Consider the following 20,900-nt stretch of genomic DNA (forward strand, 5'->3'; position numbering starts at 1 on the left):
GCTCAGGCCTTCGCCGCCAGTGCATAACGCGCGATCTCGATTCCCATCGCCTTTTCGACGGCGGGATAAACGGTCGGATCGAGCACGCTGGCCGACAGCGGAATGATGTCCATCGGCACATGCAGGATGAAGATTTGCATGCCCTCCCTGAGTTGGCCGACACTCAGCGGCTCGCCCTCAGGCGATAGTGTGGTGATGACGGCGGGGAAAGTCGCAAGCCGCCCGCCACCCGCATCGTCGACGGCCATATATTCGTTCATCACATGCAGCGTCACCGATCTATCACCCGAGCCGACGGCGATGGTGCCGATATCGAAGGCTTCCTTGGTATAGACGACGTCCTTGCGGACGATGACGCCTTCGGCGAGGATATATCCGCCCGTCGTCTTGCAGATCGCGTCGATGACGGCTGATCCGCCGCGCTTTTCCGCCGCGATGATTGCTTCCCCGAGCGCAAGCGCCATCGAGATGCCGCCGAGAGCCGCATGGGCCCTGATATAGGAGGCCCGGAGGGGATTGCGGCAGCTGGCGATGAAGCCGCCGGACTGATCGGCGGCGGCGCGCAGCACCGGCGAGATCTTGGCCGTCGCGCCCTTCACCACCAGCTCAATGTAACGGTTCTCGGCCCTGTTGCCGCCGACGGCGGTCTGGATCATCGGCTCGGGTGAGGCGGCCATGCCGATCGAGCCCATGTCGCCGGTCGGATGTGCGCGGATATCGCCGACGGCATCGACCACCTTGGTGCCGAGGATCGCCGATGGCAGCCAGCCGTTCAGCGTCGAGGATTTGCCGTTCTGACCTATGATCAGCCCGGAAAGCCTTTCGCCGAGCGCCTCCTGCAGCAATTGCACGGCCTTGACGTAGTCGACGCCCTGCATTTCCCAAGGCGTGGTGGAAGCCGGCGCGCCGATCGCCGCCGCCGTGGCGATCCAGGCGTCATCCTTCAATTCGTCGACAGACACCAGTTCCGGCTTGCCGATGGTGACGGCCGCAAGCCCGAGCATCCGACCGTGATCGGCCCAGCCGCCACCGCCGGCGGCATAGACGGAGCCGCCTTTGACAGCGGCTTCCACGTCCTTCTCAACCAGTATGCGTCCCATCGACCTTCTCCCGCTTCGAATCCTTGTCCATCTCGCGCACCGCTTGGAAAAGCACGGCTGCGCCGAGCGCGATATCGTCATTGTCGGCCCATTCGTCGGGGCAGTGGCTGCGACCTCCCCGGCAGGGCACGAAGATCATTGCCGCCGGCGCCACCTTGGCGATCCAGGCGGTATCGTGCCCTGCGCCGGAGGCCATGCGCCGGTATTTTGCGCCGACGCGTTCGCAGGCGGTCTCCAGCGTCGAAAGCAGCGCGGCATCGCTGGGCGTTGGCAGATTGTCGGAAACCCGGTTCGGCGTCTCGATCGTCACGCCGTAGGCGGTCGCCAGCTTTTCGACATGGCCATCGAGCCAGCGGCAGAAGGCTTCCATGTCGGCGCGGATTTCCGCGCGCCCGTCGATCAGCAGCACAACCTTCGACGGCACGACATTGGCGGCATTCGGCTCGATCCTGAACTCGCCGACCGTCGCCGCGAAATGCCCCGGCGTCTTGGCAAGCTCGGCGGCAGCATTGCGGATGTCGAGCACTAGCTGCGAAGCCGCCAGCAGCGCATCCGCCCGCCTGTCCATCGGCGTCGTGCCGGCATGGTCGGCCCGGCCCTCGATGGTGATCTCGATACGGGTGATGCCGGAGATTGCCGTGACGATGCCGATATCCTCCCTTTCGGCTTCGAGCACCGGCCCCTGCTCGATATGGAGCTCCAGGAAGCCTGCCAGATCGGGCCGCTTCTGCTGTCCCAGCACGCCGGGCTCACCGCCCACCTGGGCGATGCCGCCGGCAAGATCGAGGCCGCCGCTTGCCCGCGACAGCCAGGCTTCCGGCAACTGCCCGGTCATGCCGCGGCTGCCGATGCATGAGACGCCGAAGATACTGACCTCCTCGGCAAGGAAATCGACGATCTCCAGATCGTGGTCCAGTTCCAGGCCGTGGTCATGCAGCGCCCGCGCCACCTCGAGCGCCGCGACCACGCCGGCAACGCCGTCGAAGCGGCCGCCCTCCGGCACAGTGTCGGAATGCGAGCCGAGCATGATCGTGCCGGACCAGGGCTTCCTGCCGGTGCGCCGGCCGATCAGATTGCCGGCGGCATCGATCCGCGTTTCCAGCCCTGCCGCCTTCATCCGCGCCTCGATATGGGCCCGGCCTTCCAGAAAGAGCGGCGTGAAAGCCCGCCGTGTCCAGGGGCGCCCCGGCTCGGTGATATCGGCAAGCGCCTCGATGTCTTCAGCGATCCGGCCGGCATTGACGGGAAGATTACGGCTCATGTGGCGGCTCCCGAAATGACCTGGCGCGGCGGCGGCCGGACGAACCGGCCGGTGCCGGGCGAGGCCAGCACCTTGCCGCCCTCGGCGATCTTTTCGCCGCGCAGATAGGTGGCGGAGACGGTCCAGGGCAGGCGAATGCCATTATAGGGGCTCCAGCCGACGACGTTGTTGCCGCTCGCAGACGCATCGTAGATGCTTTCGCGCGGCTCCAGCAAGGTGATGTCGGCGTCCTTGCCTGGTGTCAGCGCTCCCTTGATATGGTCGAGCCGGAAATGCTTCGCCGGATTTTCGGCCATCAGCCGCGCGGCCCAGGTAAGGGGAATGCCGCGCTCGAGAGCGCCTTTGACGAAAAGCGGCACCATCACATCGAGACCGGGAACACCGGATGCATTGGCGAGCATGTCGGGATCGGTCTTGCGGTTCTCCGACCAGCTGACGTGATCGGTCGAGACCAACCAGACATCGCCTTTGGCCACCTTCCGCCAGAGCCTCTCCACCTCGGCGCGCCGCCGCACCGGCGGGTTGATCTTCGCCTTGCCGCCGAGGCGCCTCACATCGTTTTCCTCGTCGAGCGTCAGGTAATGGATGCAGCATTCGACTGTCGCGGCAAAACCATCACGGCGATAGGCGCGGGCGATGTCGTAGCCGCGCCCGAGCGAGCAGTGCACAACGTGTGCGGGGCAGCCGGTATTGGCCCCGGTCTCGAAGATCGTGTGCATCGCCAGCAATTCGGTAATCGCCGGCCGAGATAGGCCGTGCGCCCGCCAGTCGGTGATGCCGCTTGCCTTTACCTGCTCCATATAGCTGCGCACCGCCTCGTCATCCTCATTATGCACACCTGCCGTGAGCCCGGTCGGCGCGATCGCCGCAAAGCAGGCGTCCAACAGGGCGGGGGGAATGCGCGGAAAACGTTTGGGATCGGTGCCGAAGGTCGAAAATTTGAAGGCGGCGACGCCGGCCTCGACCATCTCCGGGATTCGCGCCGGGCCTTCTTGCGGATCGATGGTGCCGTAGAGCGCGAAATCGACGCGCGCCTGCGGCGCGGCATGGTCGATCTTCCGCTTGACCGCCGCCGCCGAGCAGACGAGATTGCCCTCGTCGTAAGGCATGTCGACGATCGTCGTCACGCCGCCGGCCGCTGCCGACCGCGTCGACCAGACGAAATCCTCCTGATCCTTCTGGGAAAGCGAATGCACCTGCGCGTCGATGGCGCCGGGCAGGATCAACGCTCTTCCGAGCAGATGCCGTTCGCGCGCCGCAGGCGGGACGCCGAGGCCGACTTCGGCGATCTTGCCGGCGTGCACGGCGACATAACCCGCTTCGACGATGCGGTCCGGCAGCACCACCGTGCCCTGCAGAACGAGATCGAAGTCCATGCCGCTTCCTCCTAGACTGACATCGGTTGCCGGCCGAAACGTGATGCCAAAGCTTGAACGTCTTTCGGACGGCATCACGCACCGACTGGTTAATGTAGGGCAGGATCGAGATTTTGGGCTCGCCCGCAATCACCCTGCTCGGCTGGCCAAGCGCCCTTCGATGGGCTCCGGCGAACCGAGTGCGAAGAAATCGTCGAAGGAGGCGATCGAAACCTGCTCGGTCAGCTTCGCGAGAAAGTCGTCCGATCCGAGCTCTTCCTCGATCGCCTCCACCTCAGCCGAAAGCGGCCGGTCGACGGTATAAAAGGCCGCATGTTTGCGCACGACGTCGTAGAGCATGCCGGCTACGCCCTTCGGTTCATCGCCGAGTATGTCGATCGCCTGCGCAGATAGCAGTGCCTCGAGTGCCGCGAGGCGCTTCAGCGCCTGCATCTGCCGCTCGAAGCGCTCGATGACCAGCGGCAGGAAGGCGGCCTCGTCCTCCAGGCCGGCCGCAACGACCAGCGACTGCGCCGAAACGGGACCGGACATCGACAGGACGCGCGAGAAGATTTCGCCGGCAAGCTTGATGATCGGCCCGAAGCCGGTGGCAATCCGTCCCGGCGGCACGAGGTTAACCGGCAGGTCGCGCCGTTGACCGTTGCCGAGAATGACGCAGCGGTTGAAGGCGTTGCGCGCCGCATGCGCCATGCAGAGTGCGGCCGATTCGAGCAGGATCGTCACATCGAGCGGAAGCGAACCGCCTGATGTCATCACCCGGCCCTCGACGACGACCGGATTGTCGTCCGAGCGTCCGGTGGCGGCAAGAATCTTGTGACCGGTCGAAAGCAGATTTTCGATGACGGCGCCGAACACCTGGGCGATCATGCGCAGGCTGAGCGGATCTTGCACATGCGTTGCAACCGGCCAGTCCCATTCGTCCGAGGCGTTGCAGAGCCAGGCGCCGATCAGCGCCTCACGCGCCGTGCCGACATGGCGGACCGCCTTCCAGGGATCGCGGGAGGCGCCGAGCGCACCTGATGCCATCATCCCGGTCGAAAGCAGGATGCGGATCGAGGCCGCGGCATTTCGCGTCGTTTCCGCCGCTGCCGCAAAACTCACCGCATTGATGCTGAGCGAGGCGAGACTGTCGCGCGGCGCCATCCGCACCGGCTGCAGACCCGCCGCCCGGAAAGCGTCGGCCGCCTGCATCCGGCTGCCGCGGTAGACCGCTTCACCGACGCCGGTCAGCACCGCGCCGATCTGCCCCATCAGGCCAATATCAGCGCAGCCGATCGAGCCGGTGCGGCGCACCACAGGAATGAGATCAGCCTCGAGCATCGTGATATAGGCCTCGATCAGTTCCGGCGTGCAGCCGACCTGGCCGGTCAGCGCCGTGTTGATGCGGATCGCCATGGCATTGCGCACGACATTGCAGGAAAACGGCGTGCCGGTGCCGAAGTGATGGGCACGCACCAGGCCGAGGTTAAAAGTGTCGAGTTCATCGGCCGACCACTCCACATCCTTCATGGCGCCGACGCCCGTGGTCGAGCCGTAAACGGGCGTGCCGGCGGCAATCGCGTCCTCGACGATCTCGCGGGCAATCGCGATGCGGGCCATGCCGGTCGGTGAAGCCGAAATCCTCGCCTTGCCGGCACCAATCGTTACCATCTCGGCAAAACCGAGCGGTCGTCCGGAAAGTTCGATACCAAGGCGTTCGTGCTGCATGTGCCGTATCTCCTAAACTGCGAGACTAAGCCAGCCCTCCGTCACACGGGATATCCTAAATGCCGAACACAGCATGTTATCGGAGCGGTCAGCTCAGCATCCAGGCAATATAGAGGAGCGTCAATGCAATCACCCAGAGCGCGATCCTGGCCGAGCGGTTGTGCCGCGCCTCGGCCTTGCCGATCGCCTCGGCCGTCTGGTCGTCGAAACGCAGGCCGTGTTCGCTCATATGCAGCAGCTGATGGTGGAATTTCTCGGTTTTCGCCGCGATCTCGGGCGCGGCTTCGGCGAGCTTGACCGCCGCCTTCAGCCCGTCCTTGAGGTCGGTGACGATCCGTTTCGGGCCGAGATTGGTGCGGATCCAGTCGCCGACGACAGGCTCGGAGGCCTTCCACATATTGAAGCGCGGGTTGAGCATGCGCGACACACCTTCGACCACGACCATGGTCTTCTGCAGCATCACCAGTTCCGGCCGTGTTGCCATGTCGAACAGTTCGGTCACTTCGAACAGCAGCGTCAGGAGCTTGCCCATCGAGATCGTCTCGGCCGGCTGCCCGTGGATCGGCTCGCCGATTGCCCGGATCGCCTGGGCGAAGCTTTCGACATTGTGGTGGCCGGGCACGTAGCCGGCCTCGAAATGCACCTCGGCGACACGGATGTAATCGCGGGTGATGAAGCCATAGAGGATCTCGGCGAGGAACCGTCGCTCCTTTTTGCCGAGCCGCCCGACAATGCCCATGTCGACGGCGACGATCATGCCGCCGGCATCGACGAAGAGATTGCCGGGATGCATGTCAGCATGGAAGAAACCGTCGCGCAGCGTGTGGCGCAGGAAGGACTGGATCAGCGTGTCGGCGAGCAGGTTGAGATCATGGCCGGCCGCGCGCAGCCCCTCGACATCGGACATTCTCGTGCCGTCGATCCACTCCATGGTGATGACGTCGCGGCCGGTGCGCTCCCAGTCGACCTTCGGCACTCGAAAGCCGGGATCGCTGTCGGTGTTTTCAGCAATCTCCGAAAGCGCTGCCGCCTCAAGGCGAAGATCCATCTCCACCTTCGTCGTCTGTTCCAGCGTCTTCGTCACCTCGACGGGCCGCAGCCGCCGGCTGGACGGCATGAAGCGCTCCTGCATATGGGCGACCAGGTACATTGCCTCGATGTCATGGACAAAACGCTGGCGAACGCCGGGCCGCACGATCTTGACGGCGACCTTCCTTCGGCCTTCTGCCGTTTCGACTTCGGCCGGATGCACCTGCGCGATGGAGGCTGCGGCGATCGGCTCGCCGAAGCTCGCATAGAGTTCGTCGACCGGCCGCCCGAGCGATCCTTCGATATTCGCCTTGGCGGCCGCCGAGGGAAAGAAGGCCATCCGGTCCTGCAGCTGCGACAGGTCGTTGGCGAATTCGACGCCGACGACGTCAGGCCGCGTCGCCAGGAACTGACCGATCTTGACATAGGAGGGGCCGAGCCGCTCGACCGCCTGTGCCAGCCGATCGCTGCGCTTCTGATACCGCGCCCTGCCGCGCTCGAAAATCGTAACGAAGGATTTAGCAAGCGCGACCGAAGGCGGCAGTCCTTCGGACGGCAGGGCCGACACGACACCCTCACGCACGAGCACCCAGCCGACGCGCCAAAGGCGAAAATAGGCTCCGAAAGTGCTCATGCTGAAGTGCCCCGCCGAGGGAGGTTCGTCTTTTTTTCCTTCATTCCCTCAGAGCTTCCAGCCGGAATGGAGCGCGGCGATGCCGCCGGTATAATTGGTATAGGTGACGCGCGAAAAGCCGGCCTGGCGGATCATCGCTGCGAAATTCTCCTGGTTCGGAAACTTGCGGATCGATTCGACCAGATACTGGTAGGGTTCGGCATCGCCGGTGATCGCCTTGCCGAATTGCGGAATGGCGTTGAACGACCAGGCATCATAGATCTTGTCGAGAAGCGGCATATCGACTTCCGAAAACTCCAGGACCAGCAGCCGTCCGCCGCGTTTCAACACGCGATAGGCCTCCGACAGCGCCTTGTCGATCCTCGGCACGTTGCGAATGCCGAAGGCGATCGTATAGGCGTCGAAGCTCGCGGCCTCGAAGGGCAGTTCCTCGGCATTCGCCTCGATGAAGGTGAGATTGTCGGAAAGCTTCTTCTTTGCCGCCCGTTCGGCGCCGACGCCGAGCATCGAGCCGTTGATATCGAGCACCGTCGCATGTGCCTGCCGACCAGAGGCCTCGATGATGCGAAAGGCGATGTCGCCCGTGCCGCCGGCAACGTCGAGCACCTTGTAGCCCGGCTCCTTGCGCGGGTTGAGCGCCGAGATCATCGCATCTTTCCAGGCCCGGTGCATGCCCAAGGACATCACATCGTTCATGATGTCGTAGCGTTTGGCGACCTTGTGAAACACCTGGTTGACCAGACCCTGCTTCTCGCCGCCCGGCACCTCGCGGAAGCCGTAGGAGGTCTCCATGCCGCCATCGGCGGAAGTGCGGCTTTCTGACATCAGGCTGCTCCGTTCCTTGAAGATCGGCGCGGCGACCGTAGCGAAAGACCGCGCGCGACGTTATCACTGGACCGCGCTCTCCGCGGCACATGGCGCTATAGCGCACATCGTCCTCGGTTGAAACACGTTCGATAGAGATGGGTTAAGATGCCGGAATTGCCAGAAGTCGAAACGGTCAAGCGCGGCCTGGCGCCGGCGATGGAAGGCGCTCTCATTGCCAGGCTGGAACTGCGGCGCAGGGATCTGCGCTTCCCCTTTCCCGATGCCTTGGCCGACAGGGTTTCCGGCCGCACCATCATCGGCCTTGGTCGCCGTGCCAAATATCTGCTGGTCGATCTCGATGATGGCAACACGCTGATTTCCCATCTCGGCATGTCCGGTTCCTTTCGCATCGAGGAGAACTCCGCCTCCGCCATGCCGGGGCAATTCCACCACGCCCGCTCGAAGGATGAGAAACACGATCACGTCGTTTTTCATCTGCAGGGACCGGGCGGCTCTTGCCGCGTCATCTACAACGACCCGCGCCGTTTCGGCTTCATGGATATGGTCGGACGCGCCGATCTCGCCGCCCATCCCTTCTTCCGCGATCTCGGCCCGGAGCCGACGGGAAACGAACTCGGCGCCGCTTATCTGGCCGAACGTTTTCGCGACAAGGCGCAGCCGCTGAAGAGCGCGCTGCTCGACCAGAAGAACATTGCCGGTCTCGGCAATATTTATGTATGCGAGGCGCTGTGGCGCGCGCATTTGTCGCCGCTGCGTGCTGCCGGCACGCTGGTGACGCCGGGCGGCCGGCCGAAGCATGAGCTCGCCCTGCTGGTCGCCTCGATCCGCGACGTCATCGCCGATGCAATCGCCGCCGGCGGATCGTCGCTGCGAGACCATATCCAGGCCGACGGATCGCTCGGCTATTTCCAGCATTCCTTCTCCGTCTATGATCGCGAAGGTGAGGCTTGCGGCACGCCCGGCTGCGGCGCTACGGTCGCCCGGATCGTGCAGGCGGGCCGCTCCACCTTCTATTGCGCCGCCTGTCAGAAGTAACAGTGAGAAACCGGGAGAACAGCATGGCTTACGAGACCTTGATCGTCGAAACCCGAGGCACTGTCGGCCTCGTCACGCTGAACCGCCCGCAGGCGCTGAACGCGCTGAACTCCACCGTGCTGAGGGAACTGAAGCAGGCCTATGCCGCTTTCCATGAAGACGATGCCGTCGGTGCGATCGTGCTCACCGGCTCCGAACGCGCCTTTGCCGCCGGCGCCGACATCAAGGAGATGCAGTCGCTTCAGTTCGCCGATATCTATAAGAGTGATTTCATCAGCGGCTGGGATGACGTCGCCAAGGCACGCAAGCCGGTGATTGCTGCCGTCAGCGGTTTTGCCCTCGGCGGTGGCTGCGAACTCGCCATGATGTGCGATTTCATTATCGCCTCGGAGACCGCGAAGTTCGGCCAGCCGGAAATCACCCTTGGCGTCATTCCCGGCATGGGCGGCTCGCAGCGGCTGACGCGCGCCGTCGGCAAGGCGAAGGCCATGGACCTGATCCTGACCGGCCGCGTGATGGATGCGGCCGAGGCGGAACGATCCGGACTCGTTTCGCGTGTGGTGGCGCCCGAGCGTCTCATCGACGAGGCTTTGGCCGCAGCCGAAAAGATCGCCTCGCTTTCACAGCCCTCGGTCATGATGGCCAAGGAGGCGGTCAACCGCGCCTTCGAGACGACGCTGGAGGAAGGGTTGCGGTTCGAACGCCGCCTGTTTCATAGTCTCTTTGCCACGGACGATCAGAAAGAAGGCATGGCCGCCTTCATCGAGAAGCGCAAACCTGCCTTCAAGCACCGTTGAATGCTTTTCGGCGCTTGCTGCCGGAAAGCTTGAAAATCCGCGTTGACGTGGGCCGGCTTTAGGGTTATATGCCCGCCCACGGTTCGGAAAGCCGCTCTGGTTTTCCGCGATTGCTCCCGTATTGCTGGACTTGGTGGCCGCAGGGCCCGCGGTAATGGCGGAGTTTGTTCGAATTCTTGAGAGAGGCATCCATGGCCAATACAACTTCGGCGAAAAAAGCGACCCGCAAGATCGCCCGCCGTACCGACGTCAATAAGGCTCGTCGCTCGCGCGTGCGTACTTTCGTTCGCCAGGTCGAAGAGGCCATCGCATCCGGTGACGCCGACAAGGCGAAGGCAGCTTTCCTGGCTGCTCAGCCGGAACTCGCCCGCGCCGCCAGCAAGGGCGTGCTGCACTCCAACACGGCATCGCGCAAGGTCTCTCGCTTGGCCGCTCGTGTGAAGGCTCTGTCGGTCTCCACGACCGCGTAATAATCCATTAACGACCTCCTCGTTATGATTAGCCCGGTAATTTTACCGGGCTTTTTCGATTCCGCCGAACAACCTCTGCATGGTAAATCTCACGACTGTTTCGTGTCAGTGCCATGACATGAAAAATACTTTAAAAACAAGTACTTGCGCAAGGATGCTTTCCCGTTGCGCGACTCTGGCCGAACCTTTGCGGATCACGGACGAGTCAAGAAGATTTTTATTTTTTTTCTTTCTTTGCGTGTCAAAATAGCCCGAATGGGGAATCTCTTTGATTCAACTGCGATTCTTTTTTGACGCTGGCGTGACGCCCGAAAAGGGCGGCCGGAGTCAATGGCCGCATCTTAATTTTGCGTAAAATTCATCGTTGATCTTGCCATTTGATCCTGCCTAAATGGCGTCCAACAGAGGGCGCGGACATCACCTGCAGAGTTCGGTCTTAACTGCCACGTCGGCAGGGCGATGAATTTGTGCCATCTGTTACGGAGCCTTGCGCTTCCGTTTTTTCAAGCACTTGACGGATTTGGGCCGTAACGTGGCTGTTACGGGGCAGGGATGTTTTGTGCCTATGGCAAGCACACGTTTAACGTGAGGCTGCCGGATAGGGATAGTAATATTGCGTTCGGGCTGGTCGGCCGAAAACGAGGATTGACCGACAGCCTGGCACGGAAAGCCGATGAAGGCGCCGCATGAATGCGGTACCTGCAACGGGCTTCTGTGTCGTGTTTGAGTGAACCGGCAGGCGAGTGGCTTCATGAGGATGCCGCCAGCCCGTCAAAGCGGGGAATGATCGGGCGGCTGTTTTAGCGGAGGCCGCCCGGTGGAATTGAAAGGCGGCATTATGCAGATGAATACGATGATGGCAGGCGGGCTCGACAATGGAGATGCGGCACCGCAAGCGTTCGGCTCCATGCGCCAGGAAGTGGGGGAAGCTAAGGCGGAAATGAAGCAGAGCATTTTGTTTGAGCGCGTCAGCGCGCGCTTGAAGGCCCAGGTCGGTCCTGACGTCTATGCCAGCTGGTTTGCCAGGTTGAAGCTGCATTCGGTCTCGAAGAGCGTTGTTCGCCTTTCGGTTCCCACGACCTTCCTGAAGTCGTGGATCAACAATCGTTATCTCGATCTCATCACCGGTCTGTTCCAGGCCGAAGACCCGGAAATCCTGAAAGTCGAAATCCTGGTGCGCACCGCAACGCGCAGCGGCATGAAGGCCGTCGACGAGGTGGTTCAGCCCGAGCCGGCTGCTCCCGCGCAGATGCGTCGTCCGCCGAGCGCCCAGCCGGCCGGTCAGGCTGTCCAGCAGGCAGTTTCGGCCGTTGCCGCCGCAAGGCCAGCAAGCCTCGGTACCCCGCTGTTCGGCTCGCCGCTCGACAGCCGTTTCACCTTCGATACCTTCGTGGAAGGCAGCTCGAACCGCGTCGCGCTTGCGGCTGCCAAGACGATCGCGGAAGTCGGCTCCGGCGCCGTACGGTTCAATCCGCTCTTTGTCCATTCGACGGTCGGGCTCGGCAAGACTCATCTCTTGCAGGCGATCGCCAATGCGGCGGTCCAGAACCCGCGGGCCCTGCGTGTCGTCTATCTGACGGCCGAATATTTCATGTGGCGCTTCGCCACGGCAATCCGCGACAATGATGCGCTGACGCTGAAAGACTCGTTGCGCAACATCGACCTCTTGATCATCGACGACATGCAGTTCCTGCAGGGCAAGATGATCCAGCATGAATTCTGCCATCTTCTGAATATGCTGCTCGACAGCGCCAAGCAGGTCGTCGTCGCCGCCGACCGCGCTCCATGGGAGCTGGAGTCGCTCGATCCGCGCGTCCGCTCGCGCCTGCAGGGCGGCGTTGCCATCGAACTCGACGCGCCGGATTATGAAATGCGGCTCGAAATCCTCAAGCGGCGCCTGGCCGCGGCCCGGCTCGAGGACCCCTCTCTCGAAATTCCCGCAGACCTCCTGCAGCATGTCGCCCGCAATATCACGGCCAGCGGCCGGGAACTCGAAGGCGCCTTCAACCAGCTGATCTTCCGCCGCTCCTTCGAGCCGAACCTGTCGATCGAGCGCGTCGACGAATTGCTCGCCCATCTCGTCGGTTCGGGCGAACCGCGCCGTGTACGCATCGAGGATATCCAGCGCATCGTCGCCAGGCATTACAACGTCTCGCGCCAGGAACTGGTCTCCAATCGGCGCACCCGCGTCATTGTCAAGCCGCGCCAGATCGCCATGTATCTGTCGAAGACGCTGACGCCGCGCTCCTTTCCGGAAATCGGCCGCCGCTTCGGCGGGCGCGATCACACGACCGTGCTGCATGCTGTGCGCAAGATCGAGGAGCTGATATCAGGTGACACCAAGCTTTCGCATGAAATCGAGCTGCTGAAGCGGCTGATCAACGAGTAGTCGGCGGACCTGTCGGGAAATTTGACGGCTGGAAGCGATTCCAGCCGTTTTCCTTTATAAGCTTTTTATTCTATATCTCCCCGCGTCCAAGAAGAGCGCCGAACGGCGCATGGGAGGGAATGAATGAGTTTCGAAAAGATCGCCGTTCTCGGCCTCGGCAAGGTCGGGCGGCTGGCGGCAACGCTGTTGCATGAAGGCGGCTTCAAGGTCATTGGTGTCGACGCGCAGCTGCCCCTGGGCGAGCTGCCCTTTACATGCCGCGCAGGCGACATATCCGATCCGCAGGTGATCGGCGAACTGCTCTCGAACGTTGAGGCGGTGCTGTCTTGCCTGCCCTATCACCTGAACATCGAGCTGGCTCGCGCTGCCCATCTTGCCGGCATTCATTACTTCGATCTTACGGAAGACGTCCCAACCACCAATTTCATCATCGAACTGTCGAAGACCGCCCGCGGACTGATGGCGCCGCAATGCGGCCTGGCGCCCGGTTTCGTCGGCATCGTCGGCGCAAGCCTGGCCGACGGCTTCGATCGCTGCCGATCGATCCGCATGCGCGTCGGCGCCCTGCCGCAGCATCCCACGGGTCTTCTCGGCTATGCCTTCAACTGGTCGCCGGAAGGCGTCGTCAACGAATATCTGAATGATTGCGAGGTCATCGAAGCCGGCGTGCGCAAGCTCGTCTCGCCGATGGAGTGGCACGAGACCATCTATGTCGGTGGTGTCAAGCTCGAAGCCTTCACGACATCGGGCGGCCTCGGCACCATGTGCGACACCATGCTCGGCACGGTTGACAATCTCGACTACAAGACCATGCGTTATCCCGGCCATATGGAGCTGATGAACTTCTTCTTCCATGAGCTCTTGATGCGCGACAAGCGCAAGCTCGCCGGCGAGATCCTGACCAATGCCAAGCCGCCTGTCGAAGACGATGTCGTCTACGTGCACGTGGCCGCGGAAGGCACGGAGAACGGCAGCCTGCGTCGCAAGGAATTCGTGCGCGCTTATTACCCGATCGAGATCGCCGGCGCCCGCCGCACAGCGATCGCCTGGACGACGTCGGCCTCGGTCGTCGCCGTCATCGAGATGGTCCGCGATGGTCTCTTGCCGGCGGCCGGTTTCCTGCACCAGGAACACATTCCGCTGGAGATGTTCCTGAAGACGCCGACCGGCAGCCTCTTCAAGGCAGGCGCCACCAGCCACGGCTGAGAAGATTTTTCGGCGCGGGCAGCGATATCGTTACCGCGCCGGAACTCTTATGGGTGTCAGCAGGCGAGATCGGCGACGACGGAATCGAGGATCAGCATGCCCGATGGCGTGCAGCGCAGCCGCGAATTGCCGATCCGCTCGACGAATTTATGTTCGAGCAGGAATTCCTCGCGTTTCGGGTCGAGCTCACGGCCCGAAAGCTGCTGCCAGCGGGCGAGATCGACGCCTTCCCTGAGCCGCAGTCCCATCAGCAGCAGTTCGTCCGACTGTTCCTCGAAACCGAGCCGCTCCTCATCGAGAATGCCGTGGCCGTCGCGCTCGACCATCTCGAGCCAGGCTTCCGGCTTGCGCTCGGTCGCCGTCGCGAGCTTCTCATGCCCACGCGTCAGGCGGCCGTGCGCGCCCGGACCGATGCCGGCATAGTCGCCGTAACGCCAATAGGTCAGGTTATGGCGGCTTTCGGCACCCGGCCGGGCATGATTGGAAACCTCGTAGGCGGGCATGCCCTCACGCGCCGTGATCTCCTGCGTCGCCTCGTAGAGCAGGGCCGATTGCTCGCCGTCCGGCACGATCAGCTTGCCTGATTTGTGCAGGCCGAAGAAGGGCGTGCCTTCCTCGATGGTCAGCTGATAGAGCGACAGATGGTCGACCGCATAGGAGATCGCTTCCTTCAGTTCCTTCTCCCATTCCTCGACCGTCTGGTCCGGCCGGGCATAGATGAGGTCGAAGGACATGCGCGGGAAGATCTCGCGCGCCAGCCGGATCGCCTTCAGCGCGTCGGCGACGTCATGCAGCCGGCCGAGGAATTTCAGATCGCGGTCGTTCAGCGCCTGTACGCCGAGCGAGACACGGTTGACGCCGGCCGCGCGGTAGCCGCGGAACCGTTCGGCCTCGACGCTCGACGGATTGGCTTCCATGGTGATTTCGATGCCGGCGGGCACATGCCAGTGCCGCGCGATGCCGTCGAGAATGGCATCGACCGTTTTCGGCTTCATCAGCGATGGCGTGCCGCCGCCGAGGAAGATGCTCGTCACCGTCTTCGGCCCGCTCATTGCCCGAACTGCCGCCATCTCCTTCAGAAAGGCCGATGCAAAGCGCTCCTGGTCCACCGGCTGATGGCGTACATGGCTGTTGAAGTCGCAATAGGGACACTTCGCCGCGCAGAAGGGCCAATGCACATAGACGCCGAAGCCGGGCTCGCCGGTATCGGGCAGCAGCGCGGCGTCGCGCGAGAGGCTTGGCGTATCGAAATTGCCCACGAACAGACCTTATGCCTCCAGGCAGGTTTCGACGAAAAGTTTGAAGGCACGGGCCCGGTGCGACAGCGCCTGCGGCTTGCCGAGGTTCCAGCCGTGTTTCTCCTCGCCGCTCATTTCGCCGAAGGTGACGTCATAACCCTCGGGCTGAAAGACCGGATCGTAGCCGAAGCCTTGCGTGCCGCGCGGCGGCCAGACGACATGGCCTTCGACCTCGCCGCGGAAAAGCTCGGTATGCCCGTCCGGCCAGGCAAGGCAGAGCACGCTGACGAAACGCGCCCCGCGCTGTTCAGGCGTCGTTGCGCCGGCATCCTGCAGCGCCTTTTCCACCTTGGCCATCGCCATGTCGAAATCGCGCGTGCCGTCTGCGGTCTCCGCCCAGTTGGCGGTGTAGACGCCGGGATCGCCACCGAGCGCGTCGACCACCAGCCCGGAATCATCCGAAAGCGCCGGCATGCCGGCGGCATTGGCCGAGGCCACCGCCTTGATCGTCGCATTCTCCTCGAAGCTCGTGCCGGTCTCGTCAGGTTCGACGAAATTCAGTTCGGCCGCGGATTTGGCGGTGAAGCCAAGCGGCCCGATCAATTCCTGGATCTCGCGGATCTTGCCGGCATTGTGGCTGGCGACGACGATTGTTTTGGTTTCGAGCTTGCGCAATTCAGATATCCTGTTCGAGGCCCCAGATTTTTGCCTCCGCGCATTCCAGGCTGTTGCCGGCAGGGTCGCGGAAATAGATCGAGCGGCCGCCATTTGGCCAGTGCACCTCGGATTCGATCGCGACATCAGCCGCCTTCAGCCGTTCGGCCATGGCATCGATATTGCGGCCGGACACACGAAAACAGGCATGGCCCTGGCCGGTCGCGCCATGCGGCGGCACCTGCAGCGCGTCGGCTGCCGGCGGCTTTATCGTTTCTTCGGGGTTGAAGATGAGGAGAACGCCTGGCCCACAGCGGAAGAAGACATGCCGGTTGCCGGCGCGGGAGATCTTTTCAAGCCCGAGAACGCCCTCGTAGAACGTCTCGGCCTGATCGAGATCGCGCGCATAAAGCGCCGTTTCCAACATGCCTTCCAGCATGGCATTCATCCCGCAATCGCCTCTTTCTGCAGGGTGACGAGTTCGCTGATGCCGTTCTTGGCAAGCCGCATCAGAGAGCTGAATTCCTCTTCGCTGAACGGCGTGCCTTCGGCCGTGCCCTGGATTTCGACGATGCCGCCGGCGCCGGTCATGACGAAGTTCGCATCGGTCTCGGCAGAGGAATCCTCGAGATAATCGAGGTCGATCACCGGCTGGTTGGCGAAAACGCCGCAGGAGATGGCGGCGACATGATCCTTCAGGACCCGGTCGACCTTGATCATGTTGCGGCTTTCCATCCATTTCAGGCAATCGTAAAGCGCGATCCAGCCGCCGGTGATCGAGGCCGTCCGTGTGCCGCCATCGGCCTGGATGACGTCGCAATCGAGCGTGATCTGCTTTTCGCCGAGCGCCTGCAGATCGACGACGGCGCGCAGCGACCGGCCGATCAGCCGTTGGATTTCCTGCGTGCGGCCGCCCTGCTTGCCGGCGGCGGCCTCGCGTTTCATGCGCTCGCCGGTCGCCCGCGGCAGCATGCCGTATTCGGCCGTGACCCAGCCCTTGCCGGTGTTGCGCAGCCATGGCGGCGTCTTTTCCTCGAGGCTTGCGGTGCAAAGCACATGAGTATCGCCGAATTTCACCAGGCAGGAGCCTTCCGCATGCTTGGAAAAATTGCGCTCGAACGAGACCTTGCGCATCTGGTCGGTTTTTCTGCCTGAAGGCCGCATTCTTATCTCCTGGAGTTGCTGACCGCTTCTACGATTGGCGGCGCTCATTTGCAAATTCCCTTTTGCCACGCGTGCGAGTTTGACTATATTTTCGGGAGCATCATCAGCGTGGGTTCGAGAGGTTCATGGGCATCAGGTCGACGTCGGTTTCGGATGCCGTTGCTGCGCTGGACGAGCGCTCCAGAGAAATTTTTCGCCGCATCGTCGAGGGTTATCTCGAAAGCGGCGAGCCGCTCGGCTCGCGCAATCTGTCGCGCCTGTTGCCGATGTCACTCTCGCCGGCGTCGGTGCGAAATGTCATGAGCGATCTCGAGGAACTCGGTCTCATCTATTCCCCCCATGTCAGCGCCGGCCGGCTGCCGACCCAGATCGGGCTGCGCTTCTTCGTCGATGCCTTCATGCAGATCGGCGATCTCTCCGCCGAGGACCGCGCCAGTATCGACCGCCAAGTGCGGGCCGAAAGCGGCGGCAATCCGGTGGAATCGATGATGAACGAGGCGAGCCGCATGCTTTCCGGCATCTCGCGCGGGGCCGGCCTCGTCATCACCTCGAAAAGCGATCCGGTGCTGAAACATGTCGAGTTCATCCGGCTTGAACCGACAAAGGCGCTCGCCGTGCTCGTCGGCGATCACGACCAGGTGGAAAACCGCATCATCGAACTGCCTGCAGGCATCACCTCCTCGCAGTTGACGGAGGCGGCGAATTTCCTCAACGCGCACATGTCTGGCCAGACGCTGCCGGAGCTGCGCAAACAATTAAGCCGTTTGAAGGATGATGTCCGCCACGAGCTCGATGCGCTCTCGCGCGATCTTGTAGAGCGCGGCATCGCCGTCTGGGCCGGCAGCCCGGAGGAGGGAAAGCCCGCCCAGCTGATCATCCGCGGCCGCGCCAACCTGCTCGAGGGCCTTGCCGGCGCCGAAGATCTCGACCGGCTTCGCATGCTGTTCGACGATCTCGAAAAAAAGGACAGCCTGATCGAGCTTCTCAACCTGGCCGAAAGCGGTTCGGGCGTGCGCATCTTCATCGGTTCGGAAAACAAGCTCTTCTCGCTGTCCGGCTCGTCGCTCATCGTCGCGCCCTATCGCGACGATGATGACCGGATTGTCGGCGCTGTCGGCGTCATCGGCCCGACGCGGCTCAATTATTCCCGCATCGTGCCGATGGTGGATTACACCGCTCAGCTCGTCTCCCGCCTGTCGCGCAATCCGCTTTGACATCATCACTGAGGAAGCGCGGAATTTTCGCTTCTTCGTCACGCAGACTTGATTTTTTTCGGCCAAACCTCGATATCGGGCGCATCTGAAAATACCAACCGGAGACCGTCATGACCGATGAAACGACGAAAAACGGACCTGACGCAACTGCGGCCGATGCCGCAGCCGACGCTGCCGTCAACGTCGAGACTGCCACTGTCGAGCAGGAGGAGGCCAAGCAGCCGGATCCGCTCGAGCTTCTGAAGGCCGAGAATGCCGAGCTGCGTGACCGCTATCTGCGACTTGCCGCCGAGATGGATAATCTGCGCCGTCGCACCGAGCGCGAGGTGAAGGATGCAAAATCCTATTCCGTCGCCGGTTTCGCACGCGACATGCTCGCCGTCTCGGACAATTTGCGCCGGGCGCTGGACGCCATCTCTCCCGAGGCCAAAGCCACGGCCGACGCCGGCCTCACCACGCTGATCGAAGGTGTGGAAATGACCGAGCGCTCGATGCTCTCGGCGTTGGAGCGACACGGCGTTCGCAAGCTGGAGCCGGTCGGCCAGAAATTCGATCCGAATTTCCATCAGGCAATGTTCGAGGTGCCGAACTCCGAAGTGCCGAACAACACCGTCGTCCAGGTCGTGCAGGCCGGCTTCACCATCGGCGAGCGCGTCCTGCGCCCGGCCATGGTCGGCGTCGCCAAGGGCGGCCCGAAACCGGTCGAGGCCGAAGCCAATTCCGTCTTCGACGAGAAGGACGCCTGAGGTCGTTTCGCTCTTCGGAGAAGCAAAGAATAATCAGATGCGGGCGAAGCGCTCGATCAGGAGATCGAAGAAACCGTCCGCATCGACGTAACGCATCACCTTGGCGTTGCGCTTGCGGTCGGTCACATGCCACCAGTCGACGACGGTCATGCCGGCGGTAAGTTCGGACCGGACCTCGATCTCGACATTGCAGTCCCGGCCCTGGAAAAGTTCCGGCTTCAGCAGATAGGCGACGACCGTCGGGTCGTGCAACGGCCCGCCGTCTGAGCCGTATTTCTCGATATCGAAGCGTTCGAAGAATTCCAGCATTTCGACCATCGCCTTTGCCGGAGCCGTGCCGATCTCGTCTATGCGTTTGACCCGGTCCTTGCGGGTCAGCAGCTGGTGCGTCACGTCGAGCGGCATCATCACGATCGGAACGCCCGAGCGGAAAACGATATCGGCCGCCTCGGGATCGACATAGATGTTGAATTCGGCGGCCGGCGTAATATTGCCGCCCTCGAAGAAGCCGCCGCCCATCATCACCAGCTCGCGAATGCGGGCAACGATGTCGGGCGCCTTCTGGAAGGCCATACCGATATTGGTGAGCGGCCCGAGCGTGCAGAGCGTCACCGTGCCTTCAGGCTCGCGGCGCAGCGTCTCGATGATGAAATCGACGGAATGGCCGGGTTGCAGCGCCATCGTCGGTTCGGGCAGAACAGGGCCGTCGAGGCCGGTCTTGCCGTGCACATGTTCTGCCGTCACCAGCTTGCGGGCGATCGGCTTGTCGGCGCCAGCGAAAACCTTCACATCCGTGCGGCCGCAGAGTTCGCAGACGATGCGCGCGTTGCGGCTGGTGAGAGACAGCGGCACGTTGCCGGCGACCGTCGTGATCCCCAGCACCTCGAGCTCATCCGGGCTGCCGAAAGCCAGCATGATGGCGGCCGCGTCGTCCTGGCCGGGATCGGTGTCGATGATGATCTTTCTCGCGCTTGCCATTCCAATCGTCCCGTTCTCGCCACGCCGCTTATCCCCGCGGGCACCATTTCTTCATTTCCCGTCACAAATCGGCACATTCCGCGCGGGCATGTTTTGATGCGAGGCAGCAGGTCCTTTGTCAAGCAAGGAGGCAGACGCCGCCATTCGAAAAGTGACAGATGTTTAAATCGGGGAGGGCGCGCGCGCCTTGCAGCGCCGTGATCATGCCCCCATATTAGCGGCATCCGGATGCTGCACTTTTAGGTCCGGGATGGTCGCTTGCATCAAGGACTTGAAAAGAGATGAGCCGCATTACCCCTTTCGCCAGCCCTCTGCTTCTGGGCTTTGACGCCATGGAAAAGACGCTGGAGCGCATTTCCAAGGCGAGCGACGGATACCCGCCTTACAATATCGAACGTATCGCCGCCGACAGCGGCGCGCCCGAGCGTCTGCGCATCACCCTTGCCGTTGCCGGTTTCAGCGAGGAGGAGCTTGATGTCTCCACCGAGGAGAACCAGCTTGTCATCCGCGGCCGTCAGGTGGAGCAGGGCGAGCGGGATTATCTCTATCGCGGCATCGCCGCCCGCCAGTTCCAGCGCACCTTCGTGCTGGCCGACGGCATGCAGGTCTTGGGCGCCGGCCTAAAGAACGGTCTGCTCTCCGTCGATCTAATTCGACCCGAACCCGCCCGCATGGTCAAGAAAATTAACATTTCGGTTTCACAGTAGAACAACGGTTTGTCGAACCGTTGGTCCCTTCTTCCGGAGGAACAGGAATGTTGATGAAAGAAGCCACGTCTCACTTGACCAAATCCGAGCTTGCCCACATCGGCAACGGCGAGGTCGCCTACATCAGAAAGATGCGCACCGAAGAGGTCGCCAAGTGCTTTCCAGAGGCGCCGGATATCGATCCGAATGTCGATCTCTGGGCGCTCTTCGGCGCCGACGGCACGCCGATTCTGCTGACGGACAACCGTTCCAGCACCTTTTTCAAAGCGGCCGAGGACGAATTGAAGACGGTCAGCCTGCACTGACCGTCAACACCGTCTGCTACGTTTCACTGCTTGCGGTGCACGGTCGCTCTATTCGATTTCGC

The 20,900-nt window shown here is 62.5% G+C and carries 20 protein-coding genes; 9 read left to right on the forward strand and 11 right to left on the reverse strand.

Features of this window, described 5'->3' with window-relative positions:
* Nucleotides 1-2 precede the first annotated feature (2 nt).
* The 6 genes from NXC14_RS01720 to ubiE form a co-directional block, all read right to left on the reverse strand.
* A complete protein-coding gene (locus NXC14_RS01720) occupies nucleotides 3-1,100 on the reverse strand; it encodes a DUF917 family protein (RefSeq protein WP_085776698.1) in 1,098 nt (365 codons plus the stop codon).
* Nucleotides 1,081-2,361 carry a Zn-dependent hydrolase gene (locus NXC14_RS01725; protein ID WP_085776699.1) on the reverse strand — a complete coding sequence of 427 codons (1,281 nt, stop codon included), beginning with the start codon at nucleotides 2,359-2,361 and terminating at the stop codon, nucleotides 1,081-1,083. The genes NXC14_RS01720 and NXC14_RS01725 overlap by 20 nt, the downstream gene beginning before the upstream one ends.
* Complete coding sequence (locus NXC14_RS01730) at nucleotides 2,358-3,737, reverse strand: amidohydrolase family protein (protein WP_085776700.1); 1,380 nt, start codon at nucleotides 3,735-3,737, stop codon at nucleotides 2,358-2,360. Before NXC14_RS01730 ends, NXC14_RS01725 begins: the two co-directional genes overlap by 4 nt.
* Nucleotides 3,738-3,866: 129 nt before the next feature.
* On the reverse strand, nucleotides 3,867-5,444 hold the full coding sequence (locus tag NXC14_RS01735) for an aromatic amino acid lyase (protein WP_085776701.1): 1,578 nt from the start codon (nucleotides 5,442-5,444) through the stop codon (nucleotides 3,867-3,869).
* An 88-nt stretch (nucleotides 5,445-5,532) separates the two neighbouring features.
* Nucleotides 5,533-7,107: a 2-polyprenylphenol 6-hydroxylase gene (gene ubiB, locus NXC14_RS01740; protein WP_085776702.1), complete on the reverse strand. Its 1,575-nt coding sequence runs from the start codon at nucleotides 7,105-7,107 to the stop codon at nucleotides 5,533-5,535.
* 48 nt (nucleotides 7,108-7,155) lie between these two features.
* Nucleotides 7,156-7,932, reverse strand: a complete 777-nt coding sequence (gene ubiE / locus NXC14_RS01745) for a bifunctional demethylmenaquinone methyltransferase/2-methoxy-6-polyprenyl-1,4-benzoquinol methylase UbiE (protein WP_085776703.1) — start codon at nucleotides 7,930-7,932, stop codon at nucleotides 7,156-7,158.
* A gap of 147 nt (nucleotides 7,933-8,079) precedes the next feature.
* Between ubiE and mutM the strand changes: the two genes are divergently transcribed.
* From mutM to NXC14_RS01770, 5 genes are all read left to right on the forward strand, one after another.
* Nucleotides 8,080-8,970, forward strand: a complete 891-nt coding sequence (mutM, locus tag NXC14_RS01750; protein WP_085776704.1) for a bifunctional DNA-formamidopyrimidine glycosylase/DNA-(apurinic or apyrimidinic site) lyase — start codon at nucleotides 8,080-8,082, stop codon at nucleotides 8,968-8,970.
* A 23-nt stretch (nucleotides 8,971-8,993) separates the two neighbouring features.
* Nucleotides 8,994-9,767 carry an enoyl-CoA hydratase gene (locus NXC14_RS01755; protein ID WP_085776705.1) on the forward strand — a complete coding sequence of 258 codons (774 nt, stop codon included), beginning with the start codon at nucleotides 8,994-8,996 and terminating at the stop codon, nucleotides 9,765-9,767.
* Nucleotides 9,768-9,958: 191 nt separating this feature from the next.
* Entirely contained in the window at nucleotides 9,959-10,237 is a 279-nt protein-coding gene (gene rpsT / locus NXC14_RS01760; protein ID WP_064800423.1) for a 30S ribosomal protein S20, read from the forward strand.
* Nucleotides 10,238-11,075: 838 nt separating this feature from the next.
* Nucleotides 11,076-12,626: a chromosomal replication initiator protein DnaA gene (gene dnaA / locus NXC14_RS01765; RefSeq protein WP_085779934.1), complete on the forward strand. Its 1,551-nt coding sequence runs from the start codon at nucleotides 11,076-11,078 to the stop codon at nucleotides 12,624-12,626.
* Between the two features lie 123 nt (nucleotides 12,627-12,749).
* Nucleotides 12,750-13,832, forward strand: coding sequence for a saccharopine dehydrogenase C-terminal domain-containing protein (locus tag NXC14_RS01770; protein ID WP_085776706.1), 1,083 nt, complete (start codon nucleotides 12,750-12,752; stop codon nucleotides 13,830-13,832).
* Nucleotides 13,833-13,888: 56 nt separating this feature from the next.
* On the opposite strand, the gene hemW is transcribed toward NXC14_RS01770, so the two are convergent.
* Genes hemW through rph form a run of 4 tightly spaced genes read right to left on the reverse strand, consistent with a single transcriptional unit; the run spans nucleotide 13,889 to nucleotide 16,888 of the window.
* A complete protein-coding gene (gene hemW / locus NXC14_RS01775; protein WP_085776707.1) occupies nucleotides 13,889-15,091 on the reverse strand; it encodes a radical SAM family heme chaperone HemW in 1,203 nt (400 codons plus the stop codon).
* Nucleotides 15,092-15,100: 9 nt separating this feature from the next.
* Nucleotides 15,101-15,745 carry an RdgB/HAM1 family non-canonical purine NTP pyrophosphatase gene (gene rdgB / locus NXC14_RS01780; RefSeq protein WP_085776708.1) on the reverse strand — a complete coding sequence of 215 codons (645 nt, stop codon included), beginning with the start codon at nucleotides 15,743-15,745 and terminating at the stop codon, nucleotides 15,101-15,103.
* A 1-nt stretch (nucleotide 15,746) separates the two neighbouring features.
* A complete protein-coding gene (locus NXC14_RS01785) occupies nucleotides 15,747-16,172 on the reverse strand; it encodes a VOC family protein (protein ID WP_085776709.1) in 426 nt (141 codons plus the stop codon).
* Complete coding sequence (gene rph / locus NXC14_RS01790) at nucleotides 16,169-16,888, reverse strand: ribonuclease PH (protein ID WP_085776710.1); 720 nt, start codon at nucleotides 16,886-16,888, stop codon at nucleotides 16,169-16,171. Before rph ends, NXC14_RS01785 begins: the two co-directional genes overlap by 4 nt.
* Before the next feature lie 125 nt (nucleotides 16,889-17,013).
* Here rph and hrcA point away from each other — a divergent pair, with 125 nt between their 5' ends.
* Together hrcA and grpE are read left to right on the forward strand one after the other, a co-directional pair.
* Nucleotides 17,014-18,102 (forward strand): heat-inducible transcriptional repressor HrcA, encoded by a 1,089-nt coding sequence (gene hrcA, locus NXC14_RS01795; RefSeq protein WP_085776711.1) that lies wholly within the window; start codon nucleotides 17,014-17,016, stop codon nucleotides 18,100-18,102.
* A 110-nt stretch (nucleotides 18,103-18,212) separates the two neighbouring features.
* Nucleotides 18,213-18,848, forward strand: a complete 636-nt coding sequence (grpE, locus tag NXC14_RS01800) for a nucleotide exchange factor GrpE (protein ID WP_085776712.1) — start codon at nucleotides 18,213-18,215, stop codon at nucleotides 18,846-18,848.
* A 33-nt stretch (nucleotides 18,849-18,881) separates the two neighbouring features.
* On the opposite strand, the gene NXC14_RS01805 is transcribed toward grpE, so the two are convergent.
* A complete protein-coding gene (locus NXC14_RS01805) occupies nucleotides 18,882-19,826 on the reverse strand; it encodes a nucleoside hydrolase (RefSeq protein WP_085776713.1) in 945 nt (314 codons plus the stop codon).
* A gap of 281 nt (nucleotides 19,827-20,107) precedes the next feature.
* Here NXC14_RS01805 and NXC14_RS01810 point away from each other — a divergent pair, with 281 nt between their 5' ends.
* Entirely contained in the window at nucleotides 20,108-20,533 is a 426-nt protein-coding gene (locus NXC14_RS01810) for an Hsp20 family protein (RefSeq protein WP_010032703.1), read from the forward strand.
* Between the two features lie 47 nt (nucleotides 20,534-20,580).
* A complete protein-coding gene (locus NXC14_RS01815; protein WP_008524631.1) occupies nucleotides 20,581-20,838 on the forward strand; it encodes a DUF1150 family protein in 258 nt (85 codons plus the stop codon).
* Nucleotides 20,839-20,900: the final 62 nt, after the last annotated feature.

The sequence above is a fragment of the Rhizobium sp. NXC14 genome, from assembly GCF_002117485.1.
Taxonomy (GTDB): Bacteria; Pseudomonadota; Alphaproteobacteria; order Rhizobiales; family Rhizobiaceae; genus Rhizobium.